Source organism: Nitrosomonas marina, from assembly GCF_900110145.1.
Classification (GTDB): Bacteria; Pseudomonadota; Gammaproteobacteria; order Burkholderiales; family Nitrosomonadaceae; genus Nitrosomonas; species Nitrosomonas marina.
Map to the genome: position 1 here is coordinate 72,463 of NZ_FOCP01000012.1, position 20,901 is coordinate 93,363.

The window sequence follows — 20,901 nt, forward strand, 5'->3', positions numbered from 1 at the left end:
CATTAGAACAAAATGATGTATTTGACAGATGATAGCTAGACCAGCTGGACGAGCAACATAACAAATAACACAATCACCAGTATAGGCACCACAAAGCCCATCCAGTCAGCCGATGAGCCTTTAGGGCTATTTTCCATCATATGGCGCGCTCTTGGAAATAAATACACAATGAACATGATCAAAGCCAGCGCAGCAACTATTTTCATCCAGTCCATAAGAATATCACTTTCTACTGTGTTTTAAACAATTATTCGACCAAAAACAAAACCCCGGCTTGCCGGGGTTTCTTCTATTAATCAGTGTATTTGATAATTAATCATCACCGCCCATAATGCCCAGAATCTGCAGCAGGCTGATAAAGATATTAAAAATCGTCATATACAATCCAATTGTCGCCAGAATATAATTCGTTTCACCACCATGAATAATTCGGCTGGTATCGTGCAGAATAAATCCGCTCATCAACATGATTACAACCGCTGATATCATTAGCGACATGGCGGGAATAGCCAGAAAAATATTCGCTACTGCAGCGACCAGCACCAACAAAAAACCAACCATCAAGAAACCACCGAGGAAGCTGAAATCTTTACGTGTTGCCAGTACATATGCTGACAGACCCATAAAGATCACCCCCGTCCCGCCCAGCGACAGCATAATTATATTGCTGCCATTAGGCACTGATGCATACATACTTAGTATTGGTCCCAGCCCAAATCCCAATAGACCGGTAATCAGGAAAACTATACCAATGCCAGCTGTTGAGTGCGCAAAACGCGGCAACACGAACATGGCAATGACCATACCGCCAATCACGGATATTAAATAAGTCATCGGCGGCATATTCATCATCATTGAAATAGATGCCGTCAACCCACTGAACAGCAATGTCATTGCTAATAACAAATAGGTATTACGCAGTACCTTGTTTATTTCAATTGCTTGCTTTGTTCGCGAACTTCTGCCGATAGTCGAGTAATTTTGATCCATTATTAAACAACCTCCTCTTGAGAATTAAATATCAGACAAATCTGCCAGATTAATAAGACATACTACCATCTTCTTAAGTTCAAGCATATCACACAAAACCATTCTGCCAACAGGCCTATTAGTGCGTGTATTACAAAAATACCAAACCTTCAAATCATCGGCACAGATCGAGCTGTGATATCTCGATTAAAACGTATTTTACTTTTGAGTCCACCGTCCGCCGGCCTGATACCACCAGCCGGATCTTGCCAAATTTATCCAACGTTCACCAAATGTTGATCGTATTTTCGATTCCCATTCAGGATGATTGTTTGCGCGTGCAATTTCACGGTACAACGCATTTCTATCCTGATTCTCGGCTGAAACCAGCGAATTGACATGCTGACGTTTGGCCAAAGAAACCGCATTCGCATTACGCACCATGACCATACCATCCTGAGTTAAACCGACAGCCCCGCTGTTGTAATACTCCACAAGCTCAGAATGCCGACTTTGCATCCGCTGTTTAATGCTGCTAATGGCCGGCGAATTGATTTCGAGATCCGCCTCTGCATAACCCAGCACCGGTATTGATGCAAACAATAAACAAAGCAGCAACAGATAATATTTTGTGCAATTAACCATGACTAACCTGAAAAAAGTTGACTGACTCGCGCTCTATTGCCACGACTACAATTATTCCATTTGACCCGTTATTCTTCTTTTTCTTTATCTTCTTCATTTTGATCACGCTCCAGTTGCCAGACCTCCTCAATGATTTTGTCTGCTGCTTTTTCAGCTGCAGCAGCAGGAAAATAAATATTGATCGTAACGCATGCTGATAACACCATCGTTACACATATGAACTGCACTGTCTGCGTTAATTTTTTTTGCATTCTTATACTACAGTATTAAAAACTATTGAATAATCGGTTCATTCTCACTGGTAATGCGCTGCAGGCGACTGATCAACTCCTGCCACCCTACTTCGCGATTATAGCCTATTACTGTAATTGCCGGGACACCTCCTCCCTGGATTAACGTATAACGCGATTCCGGTTCCGCATCAATTCCGCCCATATAGCATATATTAAGTCGTAGCTTGCAACGCCAACCGATTTCCGCATAGCGAAATTCTTCAAAAAAACGCAAAATACTGCGCTGAATTGCGGCCACGGCTCCTTTTCCTCCCAATGCCGAGATATTCTCAATCGCCGCCTGGCTGATACGGCGGGAATAACTGCCAGAACTACTGAACAAGTGCGCATCAAAATGAACAGGAACCCAGTTGGCAAGTTCGAGATTCTGCACATCTATGTCCACCCGGCCTTCCACCTTGCCAAAGGAGAAAGTTCCGGTCAACAATTCCAGATCCAGATTTCGCATGGCTATATCAGCCATTAGATGCGGCGCCAATCCCATCGGTTCAATCAATTTAAGATTGTGCATTACGATACTGCCATCAAAAACACTGAGTTGCAGCACGCCGTTCACTGAAACAGTATTTCCATCAAAGTTGACTTCCGGTATGTAACCAGAAAGTGTGCCGTGCATAGGCTGGGTTTGCAATACATTCGTTAACGCTTCCATTGAAATCGGCGTCAACCCGCCATTAAACTTCCAGCGCCAACCGTCTTCCGTATACTTTGCACCAAAATTCTCAAGTTTCAAATGCCCATCCAATACTGGCAAGGTAACCTGCGGCAGGAATATGTCGAACTGATTCAACTCCAATGGCACGCGCACCTCCCCAAGAGGAATAGATAACACATGACCGCTCAGAAAACTGATATCGGCAACTGTAGCGCCTTCAAACAACCAAGGAATGTGTGCATTGATACGGTAAAATGCAAAACGATTTCTCGCATCTACGATGCTCACCTCGTCAAAATCGATTTGTAATGACTGCACCACGCCGTCTTCCACACGCACCAACCAATCAACATCTCCTGTTAACTGTATTTCCGCAAACGCAGTATTTCGCAGAAACGGTTGTAACAACTGCTCATACAGTGCCGACAAACGCACTCCATCGGCCTTCAATTCTAAAGTACTTAACTGTTTACTTGATAGATCGAGAATACCTGAAAAATCAAAAACTCCCAGTCCGTTTAATTTAACGGCGCTTTCCATCAGGCGTATAGTTTCGCCATCGAATATACCTTGCAAATTTAAATAGTGATCCGATCCCGCCATATAGATCGGTTGCCAAAAGACTTCGCCCTGTTGCCAATAAACATCGCTGTGCCAATGCCACCGGCTTTGATGCGGCGCGCGGTTTATACCACCTTTCAACAAAAGACTGATATTATCACCGGCATGCAATCCGCCCCGGTCGGAAAAAGCCAGTTTTTCGATTGACAAATCCATTGCGGCAGTCCTCAAATCCGCCCCATTCCCAGAAAAAGAAACATTTCCACTTACACGACCATCGCCGGGCATGGGCACTTTTTCCTGGTCCGGAAGCCATTTGGCAATAGAGTCCAGAGAAATATCATGAATTGTTACAACACCCTGCCAAGAAATATTGTTCCACTGCAATGCGACTTCCCAGCTTTCATTTTTTGCTGGAAATCCTTTGATGGTTAATGTCTGTGCATCGAAAAAAACATGGAACGCAACCGGGAATGCGATAAATTCAGGAATCCTCACGTATCCGTCCTCGCACTGCATCGCCGTGCGCCCGTACTGGAAAGTACCGCATGATAACCGAATGTTCTTCCAGACATAATCCTGGACTTTTAACTCGCCAATCACGATTTCGATTTCACCTGCTTTATCGCCGCCACTAACAAAACGAGACAAAACAGATTTCACTTCAAAAGCCGGATGTTTAATGTCATCGAAAATCAGCGCAAGGCGGGGAAAAGCTGCTGAAGCACATAGCATCAACGCACAAGTTATTAATATCAGAGAGATGACCGTGATCGGCCCCTTACGCAGGCTGGAAATGCTACATTGACTCATGCAATGGTTTTACGCAGGAAAAACACCTGTAGACAGGTAACGGTCACCCCGGTCACAAACTATGAACGCTATCACGGCATTTTCAAGTTGAACCGACAGCTTGAGTGCAGCAACAAGAGCGCCGCCCGATGAAATACCGGCAAAAATACCTTCTTCTCGTGCAAGGCGTCGTGTCATTTCCTCTGCTTCCTTCTGCGATACATAAATCATGTCATCCACCCGTGCCACGTCATAAATTTTAGGCAAATATGCTGCAGGCCATTTACGTATTCCGGGTATTTGCGCGCCTTCTTCCGGCTGAACACCAATAATTTTTATACTTGGCTGCTGCTCTTTGAAAAAACGTGAACATCCCATGATGGTTCCTGTCGTTCCCATACTGCTGACAAAATGTGTAAGCTTTCCTGCTGTATCACGCCAGATTTCTGGAGCAGTGCCCTCATAATGTGCGAGCGGATTGTCCGGGTTAGCAAATTGATCCAGAATAAAACCTTTACCCTCATCACGCATTTTTTCGGCAAGATCTCTGGCGTGTTCCATACTACCGGTCTGCGGTGTCAGAATAATTTCAGCACCATAAGCGCGCATCGATTGCCGCCGTTCTATACTCAGATTCTCGGGCATAATAAGAATCATTCGATAACCCATGATAGCAGCCGCCATAGCCAGCGCAATACCGGTGTTGCCACTCGTCGCTTCTATTAGCGTGTCTCCAGGCTTGATATCACCGCGCTGTTGCGCATGTTTGATCATCGACAGTGCAGGCCTGTCTTTTACCGACCCAGCCGGATTGTTTCCTTCAAGTTTGGCAAGAATTATATTGCTGGTATCACCGGGCAAATGTCTTAACCTCACCAGCGGCGTATTACCGACAAAATTTTCTATAGTTGTAAACATGAGCAGATGCTCCATCATTAATTATTCTCTTACATGAAGTCTACTCGATACACTAAAGTTTATAAATAAAAAAGCCCTCCGGTAAGTTACAATCCGGAGGGCTTTTTGGTGAAGCGGGTACCTAGTCTTTTTGAACCGCCACAGCAGCTGAGGTTGCTGTATCTGGCATATCACCCACAGTAATACTGTCACGTAGCTGATTCATGGTTCCCTGACCGATACCATCGACCTCTATCAGGTTTTCCGTTGAAACGAATAAACCTTTTTGGTCACGATGCATCACGATCGCTTTTGCTTTGGCAGGTCCAATACCCTGGAGCGATTCCAGCTCCGCCTGTGTTGCCGTATTGATATTAACAACCGCAAATGCAGGCCCAGCAAAAACAAACATCAGAATTACGGATATGAAAATTAATTTCATAAGTTCTCCTATAAAATGGTAAAAAGCGAGTTGAGCAAATAACGTTACCCAACGCGCTTTCCACGTGACTATAAAAGATGTCTTGTAACAGTTGACTAATAAAGCACTGCGTTCAGACATTATTTACATCGGACACTTTCTAGTCTTTATTGAGAGAATTCTCCGTCACAACATTATAATTGTTTATAAACAGCAAAATACAGTGATGTCAACATGAAGCCCGATATATATCAGCTTAATAAAAATTCCTTGACAATTGATATCTGTTTATTATCAAGCAATATTGGCGCATGCCCGATACCGGGCAACTCAATTACTGTGGCGCGGGGACCTCGCTGTTGCATCTGGGTTGCAGTTTCAGCTTGTAATACATCCGAATCAGTTCCTCTGATCACCAAAGTAGGCGTTTGCAGCATGTCCCAGTATTGCCATAAATCAACATCATCCTGCAGTGCGTGCTCTTTGAAGCTTGCTGAAATTTTGGGATCGTAGTAGAAGGTGTAGGTTCCATCATCAAGCAAACGCGCGCTGTGTATTGTCAGGTGTCGCCACTGTGCATCGGTTAAAGGACCAAATGGGGCAGATATTCTTCGAATATAAGCTTCAAAATCATCCAGATTGCCAAATCGAATCTCCTTTCCGACATACTCAGCCATTCTTTTTAAAGCAGCTATCGGAATCAATGGTCCAATATCGCTAATGACCAGTCTGCGAATTGTGTCTTTAAGATCAATAGCCGTCATCATGCCGATTAATCCACCCATTGAAATTCCTACCCAGTCAATGGTTATTGTTGAGCTGTACTGGCTTTGAATATGTTTGACGAGTATAGCCGCATCTGACAAATAAACCGGGTAGTAATCATAATCCCGCTCATCCACGAGCCAGTCGCTTTGACCTCGTCCAACAACATCAGGACAGATTACACGGCAATGTGACAATAAATCGGATGCCAGATAATCAAAATCCCGGCAATTGCGGGTCAAACCGTGCACACAGATTACAACGTGTGGATTATTTCTATCACCCCAGTCCATATACGCGATATGATGGGAGGGTCTATGCGCACCATCTGGCGACAGTGTTGGAACAAGCAGTTTTTCAAGGTGTTTACCCATACCTATCTCTGGAAAAATTAGACAGCAGTGGCTATGCAGCGTATTTAAAGAAAAACAAACGTTGCTCGATCACGCATATAACATAACCTCATCGATTTGTTCGTTGTTACCGTATCAGATAGAAATTCGCAGCAATTGTGCTGACTAATATAATCCCGCAAACAGGAATAATATTGTCATGCTAATGGCAGTCAATTTGAGCAAAACAGACGGTAATGGCAATCCGAAAACCACTATCCTTTACTTTTTCAACACACCCGGCACGGAAATAGTCAACTAGCCGTGAGAACGGACAACCATGCAGTCCATACCATTGCGTGACAGGCTTTGACACGCTGTGTGTGCCTGGTTTTTTTTCAATCCAATCAACCGGGCTCGATAAAATGTCCGGTTACTGATTTCCACCTCAACCACGGCAACTTCTCCTGCTACCCAGCGAGTCGCCGCCTGTGCCTGAGCATGTGCCCGATCGGGCTCGAAATACGAACCTATTTGAACTGCCCAGCTATTGTTTTTTGGCAAATCAGTATTATTCGGCAGGTCTCTGACAGGTGTTAATTCGCCGCGTAATATCGCTGCTGGATCAACAGGCTGGTTATCCGTAGATACATTCGGTTTAGTGATGGGAATAGGCGCTTCGGCAAGTAAATTTTTACGGTCGTTTGGTGAACCAATCGTGATAATGTCAGAAGCTGCTATATGTGCAGCAGATGCTTTATTGAAGCAACGATCAAGTAACGCAGCTGTATGCTGATCTCGGGAAGCAGCAGTTTTTCCGCCCATCACAACGGCAATCACTCTGCGATTATCACGCTTGGCAGATGTCGCGACATTGAATCCGGATGCACGAATAAAACCGGTTTTTAAGCCATCAACGCCTCGTGTATTACGCACCATACGGTTGTGGCTGTTGTAGGTTGTTCCTTTATAGTTGAAGGACTGTATGGAGAAATAATGATAATGCTGGGGAAAATCTTTCATAAGACGCACTGACAGTTTAACCATATCCCGTGCAGTCGTTTTCTGCTCATAATTTGGCAGTCCAGAGGCGTTTTTGAAAGTAGTCGAGTTCATTCCCATTTTTCGAGCCTTTTCTGTCATCATTCGGCCGAAATTCGATTCAGTCTGACCGAGCGCCTCGGCGATTACAGCGGCTGCGTCATTTGCGGAACGTACAATCAAGGCTGGAATCGCATCACGTACTCGCAAAGTCTCACCTGCACGCAAACTGATATTTGTTTGTGGCATTGATGCAGCGTGTGTTGATACCGGCATTTTAGTATCCAGTGTCATTTTACCCTGTTGTATCGCTTCAAACAGCATGTACAGCGTCATCATTTTTGTCAAAGAGGCTGGGTAACGACTGGCATCTGCATTGGATTCATGGAGTACAGCGCCCGTATCAGCATCGATTACAATCGAAGCGTAACGAGGGTTTGCATGCACGTGGCTGCTCAATGCCATGAAAACCCACATCGCAGTAACAATAAACCCTTTTATTCCGGCAAGTTTTAAATCAAACATGAAATCTGCTCCGCTAAATGAGTTGAAGTCCACAAGATATTAAATACCAGCAAATATGTTCTGGCTGCACTCTCTATTTATTCAGGCTTTCAACTGAGAAATATTTTCATAAAAGACTTTACCAAGAAATCTGGAAATTTCAGTGCTGTTCTTGCTATTCGATACTTCATGGCAAATTGTCTTTCAAGCAGTTACAAACTGCAGCATTATTTTAATAGCATGGAATTCTAATCATTCTAAAAAAAAAGCCATAAAATAATGACGTTTTCCTTATATAACAAAACGGGACAAATGTTAACAATTTTTTTAAGTTTATACTGCAATATAATGATTTTTATAAAACAAACATTATCATAAATCTAAAGGTTGTAGATATCCCGTCAATTCAAGATACCCTTTACCTATATTTTTCCCGTTTTGAAAAACGGTCACCGCGCCTTCCCAGTAAACCGCACCGGACGATCCACGGGAATCCAGTTCCTGGTCATCAAACAATGGCACCAACCGCCATTCTGCCTCTCCAGCACGGATTCGCATTTCTACTGGATAGTGTGCTTTGGTATGCGGTGATTCCCAAACGCGTTCCGGAATAAACTCAATCTGATCAGAGGCAAATTGTGTAATGCGCCCCGCGGCATTACGTCGCGCACCATAAGCCCACAATTTTGACCCATCCTTTCCACGAATCCTGAACACCATCAAAGCGGAGCCATCGTCGAGATTCGCACTCATCCAGTCCCACCCATCCGCACGTGGGTCAAGAATCTCCGACGACCACTCGTGATCGAGCCAAGCACGTCCGCGCACACTTATAGGTTTGTCTTGCTGAGTTATCGTGCCAAAAACATCCAAGTGTGGCTCACTGTAATAGTAGCTGGCCTGTTCAATGTTGGGCCCTTTGCGGGAAAATCCGCGCTCACCCTGCAACATGATTGATTGTGTTGGGGTCAAAGACAATTCAAAGCTGAATTTATCGGATTTAACTTCAATAATATATCGCCCATCGGGATTACGTTTGAAATACCAGTCATCAATTTTCACATCGGTATCCCCTTCACGGGCATATGCCAGCTCAAATCCAGCGCGCGCAGTTTTTTCATCGTAAATAAACCGGCCCAGCGCCGGGTCAGATAATGCAGCATGCGCGATAATGATCTGCTGGGGTGCAAAACGACTCGGATTACTTGAATGCCGAGGTGACGCAGTGCGAAAAAAGGTAACTTGAAAGCCGAGAGATTTATTTTCAGATGTTTCAAGCCAACCTGTCACATACCACCATTCGATGCGGAAATCTGGGTGCGACCCATAATCCTGCGGAAATACCAGTGTATAACCCGGAACAACCGGTGCATACTGCTGATCTTCTGCACGCAATTGTGATTGCAGCATGGCAAGCAAGATCATCATTAATAGCGAGGCGATCAGATTACTGGATTTGCTGTATTTTTTTGGCATCACCAGTCTTCCCGAACAGCACGAACAACACTGCCAGAAACTGCGCGGCGCCCGGCAATTAATGCTGTGACGGTTGCCGCAACCAGCATGATGGCAGCTACCAATAACAACCAGTCCCAGGGTATCGACAATTGCATGGTCCAGTGAAAGGATTGCGGATTAACGATAAAAATCAGTATCAGGCTGATAATACCGCCCAATATAAATCCCAGCACAACTCCCAGCATGGTCAGCAGGCTTCCTTCAGCAGCCAGCAAAGCCAGTACTTGCTTACGGGTTACGCCAATGTGGCGCAACATGCCAAATTCCTTAGAGCGGGCGAGCATCTGTACCGAGAAACTTGTAGCAACACCAAGCAAACCAATAATCACAGCGATTATTTCCAGCAGATAAGTGACGGCAAAACTTCGATCGAAAATCTGTAAACTTGTATTACGTATTGTCTGTGATTGTGTAATTTCCAACGCATCGGCGTAGGGTAATTGCTGCAACGCTCTGTAGGCAGCATCCAAGGTAGCCTGTGATCGCAGCCACAACGCAGCGGTGTTTACACTCATATCACCCGTTAACTCCTGATAATCAGAAAGTTGCATTTGCACAGCGCCAAACTGACGACCGTAATCGCGCCAAATACCAGCGACAACAAAAGTATGCATCCCATTACCGACAGGCAGCCTGACTTGTTTACCCACGGTATATCCGTACAAATCAACCATCGCTTCAGAAACCCAAATGGGCCGATCATGTTCAGACAGTTGCGAGGATTTAATGAATTTGCCCACTATCGGCAAAGTATTTCTGGGGTCCGCCGAATCAACCGGTCTTGCAATCAGTGTAACTTCGGGGCGTTCCGGGTCAAGAATCAATTGCTGGTAACGTAAAAAATCAGAACGTGAGAACAAAGACTGTCCAGCCAGTGATTTTTGCTCATCTGCAAGAAAACCACCCTGTTTGCCGCTATCTGCCGCACGAACATAAAGATCTGCCGGCAGAACATGCTCCAGCCAGTTATCAACCGACACACGAAAACTAAGTACCATTATTGCCATGGCAACCATTAAACTAAAACTTGCCAGCACACCGCTCAAGGCAACTGAAGCCTGACCGGGCACGTTCGCCAGACGTGCCAGCACCATCAGAACAATTGCATTCAATTTACCATCACTAAACCTTTTTTTGACGTTATGCAGCACAAAAGAAAAAAACCATGCAGCAAAGCGAGGCATCAATGCAATACCACCAATCAACAGCAATGCGATTGCCAGATATCCAAATACAGGCAATCCAGCAACAGGCGGCAGTTGCGTCAACAGCAAAGCAACCACCAGGCACGTAAACGCTGGCCAGGGCGATGACAACCGTTCTATTACGTTGCTTTCGTGGTCCGATTTCAATGCCACGGCAGGTTTGATTTGCATTGCATCTCTGGCCGGCAACACTGTTCCAAGCAAGGTAACGCCAAGCCCAACAGCAAAATACACCAATGCAGCAACCAAATCCAAGTGCAAATCAGGCTGTATACCTGAAAAAAAAATGCTGCCCAGATCACCGCCGAACAACTGAATGACCAGTGCCGCGAATCCATAACCCAAAGCCAGTCCCAAAAAAGAACCGATAACACCCAGCACTATACCCTCCGTGACAATTTGCAACATCAATTGCTTTCGCGTAAAACCCAAAACGCGCAACAAAGCAAATTGGCTGCGGCGACGCATCACTGACAACACCTGGGTTGAAAACACCAGAAAAGCACCGGTAAATAATGCCACCAGTGCAAGCATATTCAGGTTAACACGATAAGCGCGAGACATACTGGCCAGCCGTGCTTCCTGTTCTTCGAGTTCAGTGACAAAAAACTGCGTTCCGAGTTTTCTTTCCAGCTCTTTCCTGAATACATCATGGTGAATCCCGGCGTCAAGCTTCAACTCAATACGCGATAGTAACCCGAGATAATTAAAGCGCCACTGTGCTGCTCCTATATCCATAACCGCTATCCGCTGTCCGGCTCGTACCCGTGTAACTCCCCCCGCTACACGCAGCGCAAGTGTTTGCGTACCAACATTAAATCGCAGCAAATCCCCCTGCCCGACCTGCAGCCACTCCATTGCTGCGGGAGACAAAAAAACCGCATCATCGGCCAAACCATCCATTCGCTGATCTTCAGCAGGTACACCTAATAAATCAGGCGATATTCGAGCAGCCCGGAACATATCTATACCAAGTATTTTTAGCTTGCGCTCATTCTCTCCATTATGTTCACCTGAGATGCGAGCTGTAAATTCAAGCACAGGATTGGCCAATCTGACACCCTCGTGCTGCGCGAGCCTCGGATAAAGTAACTCATCAAAATAGCCCTGCCTGCTATAAACCTGCAAATCCGACTGCCCTGAAAGGCTTTTACTCGCTGCTGAAAATTCGTTGAAAGCGGCTGTATTTACAAGATGAATCGAGAAGCCAAGCGCTACACCGATCGCAATGGCCAACACTGCAACCATAACCTGCATGAAACGTGCTCGCCATTCCCCCAGCAGCAGCCAGCTGGACAAAGTCGACGTGTTCATTAGCGTTTGACCGGCTCGGTTTCGCGCAAACCGTGCTTGGTCATCATCAATACAGCATCTGCCGTAGCCGCAGCAATATGTGAATGCGTTACAAGTATGCCTGATGCATTGTTATTTTTGATTTCTGTACGAATGAGTTGCAGAATGTCGCGAGCCGTTTCTGGGTCAAGATTGCCTGTTGGTTCATCCGCCAGCACGAGCCTTGGGCAATGCACCAGTGCACGCGCAATTGCCACACGCTGCAATTCCCCTCCTGACAACTGATGGGGAAAATGATTTTCCCGACCGCTCAAACCGACTTCGGTCAACATCTTTTCAACACGCCGTACAGGCATGTTATTTAGCAGTAAAGGCAGCGCTATATTTTGCTTCAACGTCAAATGCGGTAGAATGTGAAACGCTTGGAAGATAAAACCCAAAGCTGTTCGACGCAACAGTGTTGCAGCAGCATCATCGAGCTGAGAAATTGCAATACCGTCAATTAACACTTCTCCGGAATCTGGTGTGTCCAATCCTGCAACAAGATTAAGCAAAGTCGATTTTCCGACACCGGATTCACCCATAATCGCAACATACTCGCCTGCCTTCAGCGTATATGACAAACCAGACAGCACCTGCCGCCCTTCTGCATAGGCCTTGCTGACACAACGTAATTCAAGCATAAGTCTGAAACCGAATACCTTTAGAATCGAAAAAACATACTTCTCATTGCTGCTATATAAAAAAATTTGCCAACGTCAACCGTCCATCTGCACCCGAATCTACTCTCATGACATTGATTCTAGAAAATTAAATCATTCTTGGGTACACTTTGCCACTGACTGATCCTGATATGTCTAGCCGGCTGAATCACAAAGAATTGTACACTTTCTTAGTGCAATTCGGAGTCAGTACCGTTTATTTACAACAGCAAGTGTTTAGTAAGCTGGAGAAAAAATTGCTCAAAATCAATAATCTTTACATACCCAAAATTTCCATCCTGATCATCGGCATTGATTTTTTATTATTACTGATCGCCTTTTTTGGGGGAGTCCATTTGAGGCTCGCCGAAGGGCATGATTTTACATTTACATTGTTCAGTGATTCATTTTATGAAGCCTGTATATTCATTATTGCCATGTTATTCAGTATGGCCGCAATGGGCATGTATCTTCCTGAGACACAGCGCGATTTCAACACGACATTATTTCGCCTGATGCCCTCCGTGGCGCTGTGCTTTGGATTGATGACACTTATTTTTTATATTTTTCCAGACACTTACCTCGGGCGTGGCGCACTGTTTTTTGTCATGATTTTATCTTTCGCTGGAATATTGCTTGCCAGGGCTATCCTGTACAAAGGAGTCAGCACGGATATATTCAGGCCACGTACAATAGTACTGGGTATAGGAAAAAATGCAAAAGAACTGATCAATCAGAATGGAAAGTTACCTGCACACCATCAACCGAAAATAATCGGATTTGTCCCTTTTCAAGGTGAAGAACGCCATGTACCCACTTCCCTGATTATTAGCGGCAAAGACTCGCTGTTAAAACTAGCCAGCCAATACAAAGCGGAAGAAATAATTATTGCTCCACAGGAAAGAAGAGGAGGCTATTTTCCCATTCAGGAACTGCTTGAGTGCAAAATGCATGGTATTCGAGTCATGGATATCGCTACATTTTTCGAACGGGAGAACGGTCATATCCGCATGGACTCCTTATATCCAAGCTGGTTTGTTTTTGGAGGCGGATTTGATCAAAGTCTGCTGAGGTCAATAATCAAACGGACTTTTGATTTACTCGCCAGTCTCACATTATTAGTGATCACGCTGCCAATTATGTTGATTGCAGCATTGTTTATTTTAATCGAGGATGGTTTTCCCATATTTTATCGTCAGGAAAGGGTTGGTAAAACCGGTGAAACCTTCATGGTGTTGAAATTTCGCAGCATGAAAAAGAATGCCGAAAAAGACAACAGTCCTCAATGGGCCGCAACTAACGATCCACGCATCACAAGAGTTGGCAACATTATCCGCAAGTTACGCATCGATGAGTTGCCCCAGATTGTCAACGTACTCAAAAATGAAATGAGTTTTGTTGGGCCTCGTCCCGAACGCCCTTATTTCGTCAACATGCTCAATGCTCAGGTACCGTATTATAATGTACGCCACAGCGTCAAACCAGGAATAACCGGCTGGGCGCAGGTACGTTTTCCCTATGGATCTTCGGTAGAAGATGCAATCGAAAAACTTCAGTACGATTTATATTATGTCAAGAATCATAGTCTATTTCTTGATGCCGTGATAATAATTTTGACTGTTGAGGTTGTTTTAATGGGCAAAGGAAGCAGATAAACCAGAGCACGACTATCGATTCGTTATGTGGACAAATGTTGCGACTATCAGCTATTCATCAGCAGCGGTCGCTTTCCTTTTTTTATCCATTCTGTTACTGACAAACTGGCGGGGCAGATTGTATGGAATGATGCTGGCTGTCGCCTGCATCATATCAGCAATATGGGCAGCAATAACGGCTATCAATACTGTCTGGGGTTATTCGCTTACATCTTTGGTATTAATTCTGGAAATTTTAAGAAATGCATGTTGGTCGGTATTTCTCATCGTACTGATAGGCCCGTTCCGAAGTAAGTCAGATAATTCCTCACAACTGCGGCTAAGGCCCTCAATCGTTTTCATTGCCCTGATCTACCTGTTCTTTATTGGTTACGCAATCTATACCTTCCAGGATGATACTTTTGCGCCCGGCATATCTATCAAAAAACTGACCAGCGTGGTGGGCTGTATGTTCATGGCAATCATCGGCATCATTCTAGTCGAACAGTTCTATAGAAATACACCACCCGAGAAACGCTGGGGCATCAAATTTATCTGTCTGGGTATTGGCGCAATTTTTATTTATGACTTTTATCTTTTCAGTGACGCACTGCTGTTCAGATCCATCAATTTTGATATTTGGGCTACGCGGGGCATTATCAACGCAATCGTTGTGCCGCTGATAGCCGTATCTGCAGCCCGCAATCCAAAATGGGCAGTCGGCATAGCAGTCTCCCGCCAGGTTATCTTTTATACAGCGGCGTCTTTCGGTACAGCAGTTTACCTGCTAGTCATGGCAGGCGCCGGCTATTATCTACGCTTTTCAGGAGGCAAATGGGGCCCCATCTTGCAGGTGAGCTTCTTATTTGGCGCAATTATCCTGCTTATAGGCATTTTGTTTTCCGGCACGATCCGATCATGGTTAAAAGTGTTTATCAGTAAACATTTTTACAGCTATAACTATGACTACAGGGAAGAATGGCTGCGATTCACTCGCACCCTGTCTGAAGGCAAAGGAGAATTGAAGGAGCGTGTTATACAATCACTTGCACAACTGGTCGAAAGTCCAGGTGGCGGATTATGGCTGGCACAGGAAACAGGTCTTTTTGTTCCGGTCCAGCAATGGAACATGCCTCGCATCAACGAACCCATAGAAGCAAACAGCTTACTCTGCGAATTTATGGTGCAGAAAGACTGGATTATAGATTTAAACGAATATCGTGCGAACCCGGCAATTTATACACCTCTCGTTATACCGCAGTGGCTTGATGAAATACCAGATGCCTGGTTTGTTATTCCGTTAATTCAGAACGGAAAGCTTTTAGGATTTATCGTCTTGATTAAGCCCAGAAGCAAAATAAAACTAAACTGGGAAGTAATAGACCTGCTTAAAATTGCAGGGAATCAGGCTACCAGTTATTTAGCACAGGAAGAAGCATCGCGCGCACTGATGGTTGCGCGTCAATTTGAATCCTTTAATCGCATGTCCACATTTGTCGTACATGACTTAAAAAATTTGATTTTTCAACTGTCACTGCTACTATCAAACGCACAAAAACATAAAAACAATCCTGAATTCCAGGATGATATGATACAAACAGTCAATTTATCTATTGGCAAAATGAAGCGCTTGCTTGAGAAATTAAGCAGCAATAGCTCGCTGGACAAAACGGACAGCATTTCCTTAAACCGATTATTACAGGAAATCATTGAGAGTAAATCCATTTTTGAGCCCAGACCCAATTTCGAGGCACACGTAACTGAACTGCATGTGTCTGCGGAAGAAACACGTCTGAAACGGGTTATTAGCCACATTGTACAAAATGCGATCGAAGCCACACCCAAGGATGGCTGTGTGAACGTTAACTTATCCCAAAAAAATAACAAAGCTGTTATTGAAGTAAGCGATACAGGCCACGGCATGAGTGAAAAGTTTGTTCAGGAAAGGCTGTTCAAACCGTTTGAATCAACCAAATCAGCGGGCATGGGCATTGGTGTTTTTGAAAGCAAAGAATATTTACAGGAGATTGGCGGCAGACTCGATGTTTCCACGCAGGAATCCATTGGTACGACTTTCACGATTACTTTAGATTTATTAGACACTACACCGGGGAACATTATTATTAAATCCATTTAAACTGTTAATAAAAAGACAAGTCACACGCTTGTTTAACAGAAAGGTTAAAAAAATCGCCGGTAAAATATCGACTCACAATTTGGGGATATATTTGACATCAATAACATGCTTTGAAAGCATCGTTGTTGAAAGATCAATTCAATTTCGGTCTAACAGCAGGAAACAGTTAAATACTATGTCGGGAAATCGGGAAAAACAAAGGTTGCTAATTATAGAAGACGATCTCGGTTTACAAAAACAGCTTCGCTGGAATTTTGATAAATACGAGACTAGCGTGGCTTCCGATCGCGAAAGCGCCCTTTCCAGTGTCAGGCGGCACGAACCTGCCGTTGTAACAATGGATTTGGGCTTGCCGCCTGACCCGGATGGTGCTACCGAGGGGCTGGCAACATTGCAACAGATCCTGGCGTTGGCTCCAGATACAAAAATCATAGTACTGACCGGCAATCAGAATCACGCTCATGCTTTGAAAGCGGTTGAAATGGGTGCTTATGATTTTCATCAGAAACCTTTTGATCCTGATATGCTAAAACTGGTCGTGGAACGCGCATTTTATTTACATGCAATCCAACAGGAAAATCGTCGATTAAATCAGGCACAGAGCAATTCACCAATAGATGGCCTAATCACGCGCGACCCTGAATTACTGAAAGCATGTCGCAGCATTGAAAAGGTAGCGCCTTCTGACGCAACCGTAATGCTGCTGGGTGAAAGCGGAACAGGCAAGGAAGTGCTGGCAAAAGCGTTACATAATTTGAGCAACCGTAAATCCAAGCGTTTCATGGCAATCAATTGCGCGGCCATACCCGAGACGCTTTTAGAAAGCGAATTGTTTGGCTATGAAAAAGGCGCTTTTACTGGCGCATCAAAACAGACACTCGGTAAAATCGAGCTTGCTGATGGCGGCACTTTTTTCCTGGACGAAGTGGGTGATCTACCATTTCAGTTACAGGCAAAACTGTTGCGTTTTCTACAGGAAAGAGTGATTGAACGTATCGGGGGGCGCGCAGAAATTCCCGTAGATGTACGTATTGTCTGCGCTACCCACCAGAACCTCAATAAACTGATGGAAAACGGAAAGTTTCGTGAAGATCTTTATTTCAGGCTGAGCGAGATCGTCATTACAATCCCACCGGTAAGAGAGCGGATAGGCGACGCCCTGCTGCTAGCCCACCATTTTAAAAACACGTTTTGTGCGAAGGAAGGAAAAGCCACTCTGAATTTCAACCCGGAAGCTATCGCAGCTATTGAACAACACCAATGGAGTGGCAATGTCCGCGAAATTGAGAACTGCATCAAACGGGCCGTGATCATGGCTGAGGATTCGGTCATCACGGCGGAAGATTTGGGGCTGCACACAACCGATACAGGCATAGAGCCACTCAATCTTAAATCCATACGTGAACAGGAAGAGTGCAAAGCGCTTGTTAAAGCACTGGCCAGAGCGGACGGAAACGTTGCGCAGGCTGCTAAACTTTTAGGAGTCAGCCGCCCTACGATTTATGATTTAATGAACCGATGCGGTATTAAAACATAAAATGCTTCACTGATGCACGACGGTTAATGCTGTCATACAACTGACGCAGAGAACCGATAACCAAGAGGCCTTTAAACACGTGGTTTATTTAGTACATGACTTGATTTCTCAATCTGCGCATCAAACACCCGATAAAGATGCGCTATCGTACCAGGGGCAAACAAAAAGCTATGCCACTCTTGCAAGTGAAATTGAACAACTAGCATCCGGTTTTTTAAATATAGGATTTGACCGCAATGAACGACTGGCGGTTTATCTTGAAAAACGGCCGGAAACTGTCAGCGCTTTATTTGCTGCCAATGCTGCAGGCGGTGTATTTGTACCCGTGAACCCGTTACTGAAACCGGAACAGGTGGGATATATTCTGGCTGACTGCAACGTTCGTATTTTAGTGACTTCGGCCGAAAGATTGAAATTGTTAACCGGCGTCCTGCCTTCCTGTCACGATCTTCATACAATCATCGTTGTTGACAATAAGGCCGGTATTCCTGAACTTGCCGGTTTGAACATTCTTAACTGGTCGGATGTATGTTCAGTTCAATGCAAACCTAAACCCAGCCGTACCATAGACGGTGATATGGCTGCCATCCTTTATACATCGGGCAGCACCGGAAAACCCAAAGGTGTAGTACTCTCGCACAGAAACATTGTTACAGGCGCCAAAAGCGTTGCACAGTATCTCAAGAACGAATCAGTCGACAGAATTTTATCAGTATTGCCGCTCAGTTTTGATTATGGCCTGAGTCAACTGACTACAGCATTTCACGTGGGGGCAACCAATATACTCATGAATTATCTGCTGCCGAAAGATATTATACGAACAATCGAAAAAGAGAAGATCAGTGGTCTTGCTGCAGTCCCGCCATTGTGGATCCAACTGGCTCAATTAAACTGGGACAATGCCCAATCTTTACGTTATATTACCAATTCAGGTGGCGCAATGCCGCGTGCTACGCTTGATTTGCTCCGCAAGGCACTGCCGCGCACCCAGATTTTTTTAATGTACGGTCTGACGGAAGCTTTTCGGTCAACCTATCTGCCGCCTGAAGAAATTGTGCATCGTCCCGACTCAATTGGCAAGGCCATACCCAACGCGGAAATACTGGTATTGCGCGAGGACGGCTCACCTTGCGTACCGGGAGAACCGGGAGAACTGGTACATCGAGGCGCTCTGGTGTCTATGGGTTACTGGAACGACATTGAAAAAACTGCGGCATGTTTCAAACCGATCAGTTCGCGTCAGAGTGGTTTGACGATTTCCGAACTTGCTGTATGGTCAGGAGACACTGTACGCATGGATGAAGAAGGATTTCTTTACTTCATTGGCCGCAGAGATGAAATGATTAAAACCTCGGGATATCGGGTAAGTCCTACAGAAATTGAAGAAATCATATACGCAACGGAAAAAGTTGGCGAGGCAGTGGCTATCGGAATCCCGCATCCTGTTCTTGGCCAGGCAATACTGGTTATTGCCACACCGCGCGAAGGAGAAACACTGGTAGCAGACGAACTGCTGGCAACCTGTAAACAACGGTTACCCGCATACATGTTACCCAGTCATATCGAAGTACGTGAAAACAGTTTGCCAAGAAGCCCAAACGGCAAAATTGACAGAAAGAAACTTTCTCAGGAAATGGAACATCAATTCACAAATAACAATCCATGACCGGTATTCAAACCCAACATTTCGCGCTTGCGCAGTTTCCGGTACAAGACGGCTGTCTGGAAGTTGGCGGTATACCACTGACACGGTTAGCACAGCGAGTCGGAAGAACGCCATTTTATGCTTACGACCGTAAAAAAATCACCGAGCGTATCCAATTACTGCGCCGATCACTGCCTGAAGACATTCATATTCATTATGCTATGAAAGCAAACCCGATGCCGGCAGTCGTGCAGCACCTGGCCGGACTTGTTGACGGAATTGATGTAGCCTCTGCTGGTGAAATGCGCATAGCTCTCGATACTACCATGCCTGCCGAGCATATCAGCTTTGCCGGACCGGGAAAAACCGAACATGAACTGTCTAGCGCAATCGCTGCCGGTATCGTTCTGAATATCGAGTCTGAAAGAGAGCTGATGCTGATAACCCGGCTGGCGGATCAGTTAGGCATACGTCCCAATATCGCCATTCGCGTTAATCCTGATTTTGAGCTTAAATCCTCGGGCATGAAAATGGGCGGTGGCCCGAAGCAATTTGGCATTGACGCAGAATTGGTACCCGGGTTACTGGTCCAGATTGGCAGACTTGATCTGAACTTTATCGGTTTTCATATTTTCAGCGGCTCGCAAAACCTGAAAGTGGAAGCCATCCAGGAAACGCAGGAAAAAACATTTCAATTAGGTCTGAAACTGGCGGAATATGCCCCGTCGCCTGTACGCATGCTAAATATTGGCGGCGGATTCGGCATCCCTTATTTTCCCGGAGAAAAGGCTTTGGACATCAAGGCGATTGGTCAGAACTTGAAAGATTTGCTACCCTCGGTCAGGCAACAGCTTCCGCAAGCCCAGGTTGTTATTGAGCTTGGCCGCTATATTGTTGCTGAAGCGGGTATATATGTTTGCCGCATTATTGAGCGCAAACAATCCAGGGGCAAAATATTTTTGATTACCGATGGCGGCCTTCATCACCATCTTGCCGCTACCGGCAATTTTGGCCAGGTTATTCGAAAAAACTATCCCGTTCTGGTTGGTAACAAGGCTCACAACACCCCCAAAGAAACCGTTTCGGTTGTCGGGCCATTATGTACACCGCTGGATTTACTGGCAGAACAGATGGAAATGGCACAAGCCGAGGAAAATGATTTTGTGGTTGTTTTGCAGTCAGGTGCTTACGGACTCACTGCCAGTCCCACGGCATTTCTTGGTCATCCCGAACCATTGGAAATTCTGGTTTAACGGATTGTACTCAATGCGACCAAATTTTGATTTACCAAGATGCTTTCAACTATTTCATTATAATAGAAACTTTAGTCACGCTGTTTCAAGCTGAATTTCAAGA

The 20,901-nt window shown here is 45.1% G+C and carries 17 protein-coding genes; 5 read left to right on the top strand and 12 right to left on the bottom strand.

The features are described from left to right. Window positions 1–35 precede the first annotated feature (35 nt). From BMX44_RS09720 to BMX44_RS09775, 12 genes are all read right to left on the bottom strand, one after another. Window positions 36–215, bottom strand: a complete 180-nt coding sequence (locus tag BMX44_RS09720) for a hypothetical protein (RefSeq protein ID WP_090632102.1) — start codon at window positions 213–215, stop codon at window positions 36–38. 97 nt (window positions 216–312) lie between these two features. Next, the gene (locus BMX44_RS09725; RefSeq protein ID WP_090632107.1) at window positions 313–990 is read right to left on the bottom strand and encodes a Bax inhibitor-1/YccA family protein; all 678 of its coding nucleotides are present in this window, start codon (window positions 988–990) and stop codon (window positions 313–315) included. Window positions 991–1,188: 198 nt separating this feature from the next. Then, the gene (locus BMX44_RS09730; protein WP_090632112.1) at window positions 1,189–1,614 is read right to left on the bottom strand and encodes a YdbL family probable chaperone protein; all 426 of its coding nucleotides are present in this window, start codon (window positions 1,612–1,614) and stop codon (window positions 1,189–1,191) included. Window positions 1,615–1,682: 68 nt separating this feature from the next. Continuing rightward, window positions 1,683–1,865, bottom strand: coding sequence for a hypothetical protein (locus tag BMX44_RS09735; protein ID WP_090632117.1), 183 nt, complete (start codon window positions 1,863–1,865; stop codon window positions 1,683–1,685). A gap of 22 nt (window positions 1,866–1,887) precedes the next feature. Beyond that, window positions 1,888–3,936 (bottom strand): translocation/assembly module TamB domain-containing protein, encoded by a 2,049-nt coding sequence (locus tag BMX44_RS09740; protein WP_143056918.1) that lies wholly within the window; start codon window positions 3,934–3,936, stop codon window positions 1,888–1,890. A 9-nt stretch (window positions 3,937–3,945) separates the two neighbouring features. Beyond that, a complete protein-coding gene (cysM, locus tag BMX44_RS09745) occupies window positions 3,946–4,833 on the bottom strand; it encodes a cysteine synthase CysM (protein ID WP_090632123.1) in 888 nt (295 codons plus the stop codon). A 121-nt stretch (window positions 4,834–4,954) separates the two neighbouring features. Further along, window positions 4,955–5,254: a ComEA family DNA-binding protein gene (locus BMX44_RS09750; RefSeq protein WP_090632126.1), complete on the bottom strand. Its 300-nt coding sequence runs from the start codon at window positions 5,252–5,254 to the stop codon at window positions 4,955–4,957. A 230-nt stretch (window positions 5,255–5,484) separates the two neighbouring features. Further along, a complete protein-coding gene (locus tag BMX44_RS09755; RefSeq protein WP_090632131.1) occupies window positions 5,485–6,372 on the bottom strand; it encodes an alpha/beta fold hydrolase in 888 nt (295 codons plus the stop codon). Window positions 6,373–6,648: 276 nt separating this feature from the next. Then, a complete protein-coding gene (locus BMX44_RS09760; protein WP_090632135.1) occupies window positions 6,649–7,896 on the bottom strand; it encodes a D-alanyl-D-alanine carboxypeptidase family protein in 1,248 nt (415 codons plus the stop codon). 351 nt (window positions 7,897–8,247) lie between these two features. Continuing rightward, the gene (locus BMX44_RS09765) at window positions 8,248–9,351 is read right to left on the bottom strand and encodes a lipocalin-like domain-containing protein (protein ID WP_090632137.1); all 1,104 of its coding nucleotides are present in this window, start codon (window positions 9,349–9,351) and stop codon (window positions 8,248–8,250) included. Further along, window positions 9,351–11,912 (bottom strand): FtsX-like permease family protein, encoded by a 2,562-nt coding sequence (locus BMX44_RS09770; protein ID WP_090632142.1) that lies wholly within the window; start codon window positions 11,910–11,912, stop codon window positions 9,351–9,353. The genes BMX44_RS09765 and BMX44_RS09770 overlap by 1 nt, the downstream gene beginning before the upstream one ends. Then, window positions 11,912–12,574, bottom strand: coding sequence for an ABC transporter ATP-binding protein (locus tag BMX44_RS09775; protein ID WP_090632147.1), 663 nt, complete (start codon window positions 12,572–12,574; stop codon window positions 11,912–11,914). Before BMX44_RS09775 ends, BMX44_RS09770 begins: the two co-directional genes overlap by 1 nt. A 275-nt stretch (window positions 12,575–12,849) precedes the next feature. Between BMX44_RS09775 and BMX44_RS09780 the strand changes: the two genes are divergently transcribed. From BMX44_RS09780 to BMX44_RS09800, 5 genes are all read left to right on the top strand, one after another. After that, window positions 12,850–14,247 (top strand): TIGR03013 family XrtA/PEP-CTERM system glycosyltransferase, encoded by a 1,398-nt coding sequence (locus BMX44_RS09780; protein WP_245738894.1) that lies wholly within the window; start codon window positions 12,850–12,852, stop codon window positions 14,245–14,247. Window positions 14,248–14,272: 25 nt separating this feature from the next. Next, complete coding sequence (gene prsK, locus BMX44_RS09785; protein ID WP_090632155.1) at window positions 14,273–16,363, top strand: XrtA/PEP-CTERM system histidine kinase PrsK; 2,091 nt, start codon at window positions 14,273–14,275, stop codon at window positions 16,361–16,363. A gap of 175 nt (window positions 16,364–16,538) precedes the next feature. Continuing rightward, window positions 16,539–17,900, top strand: coding sequence for a PEP-CTERM-box response regulator transcription factor (prsR, locus tag BMX44_RS09790; protein ID WP_090632158.1), 1,362 nt, complete (start codon window positions 16,539–16,541; stop codon window positions 17,898–17,900). Window positions 17,901–17,979: 79 nt separating this feature from the next. Further along, the gene (locus tag BMX44_RS09795) at window positions 17,980–19,566 is read left to right on the top strand and encodes an acyl-CoA ligase (AMP-forming), exosortase A system-associated (RefSeq protein WP_090632163.1); all 1,587 of its coding nucleotides are present in this window, start codon (window positions 17,980–17,982) and stop codon (window positions 19,564–19,566) included. After that, window positions 19,563–20,798 carry a pyridoxal-dependent decarboxylase, exosortase A system-associated gene (locus BMX44_RS09800; protein ID WP_090632167.1) on the top strand — a complete coding sequence of 412 codons (1,236 nt, stop codon included), beginning with the start codon at window positions 19,563–19,565 and terminating at the stop codon, window positions 20,796–20,798. The genes BMX44_RS09795 and BMX44_RS09800 overlap by 4 nt, the downstream gene beginning before the upstream one ends. Window positions 20,799–20,901: the final 103 nt, after the last annotated feature.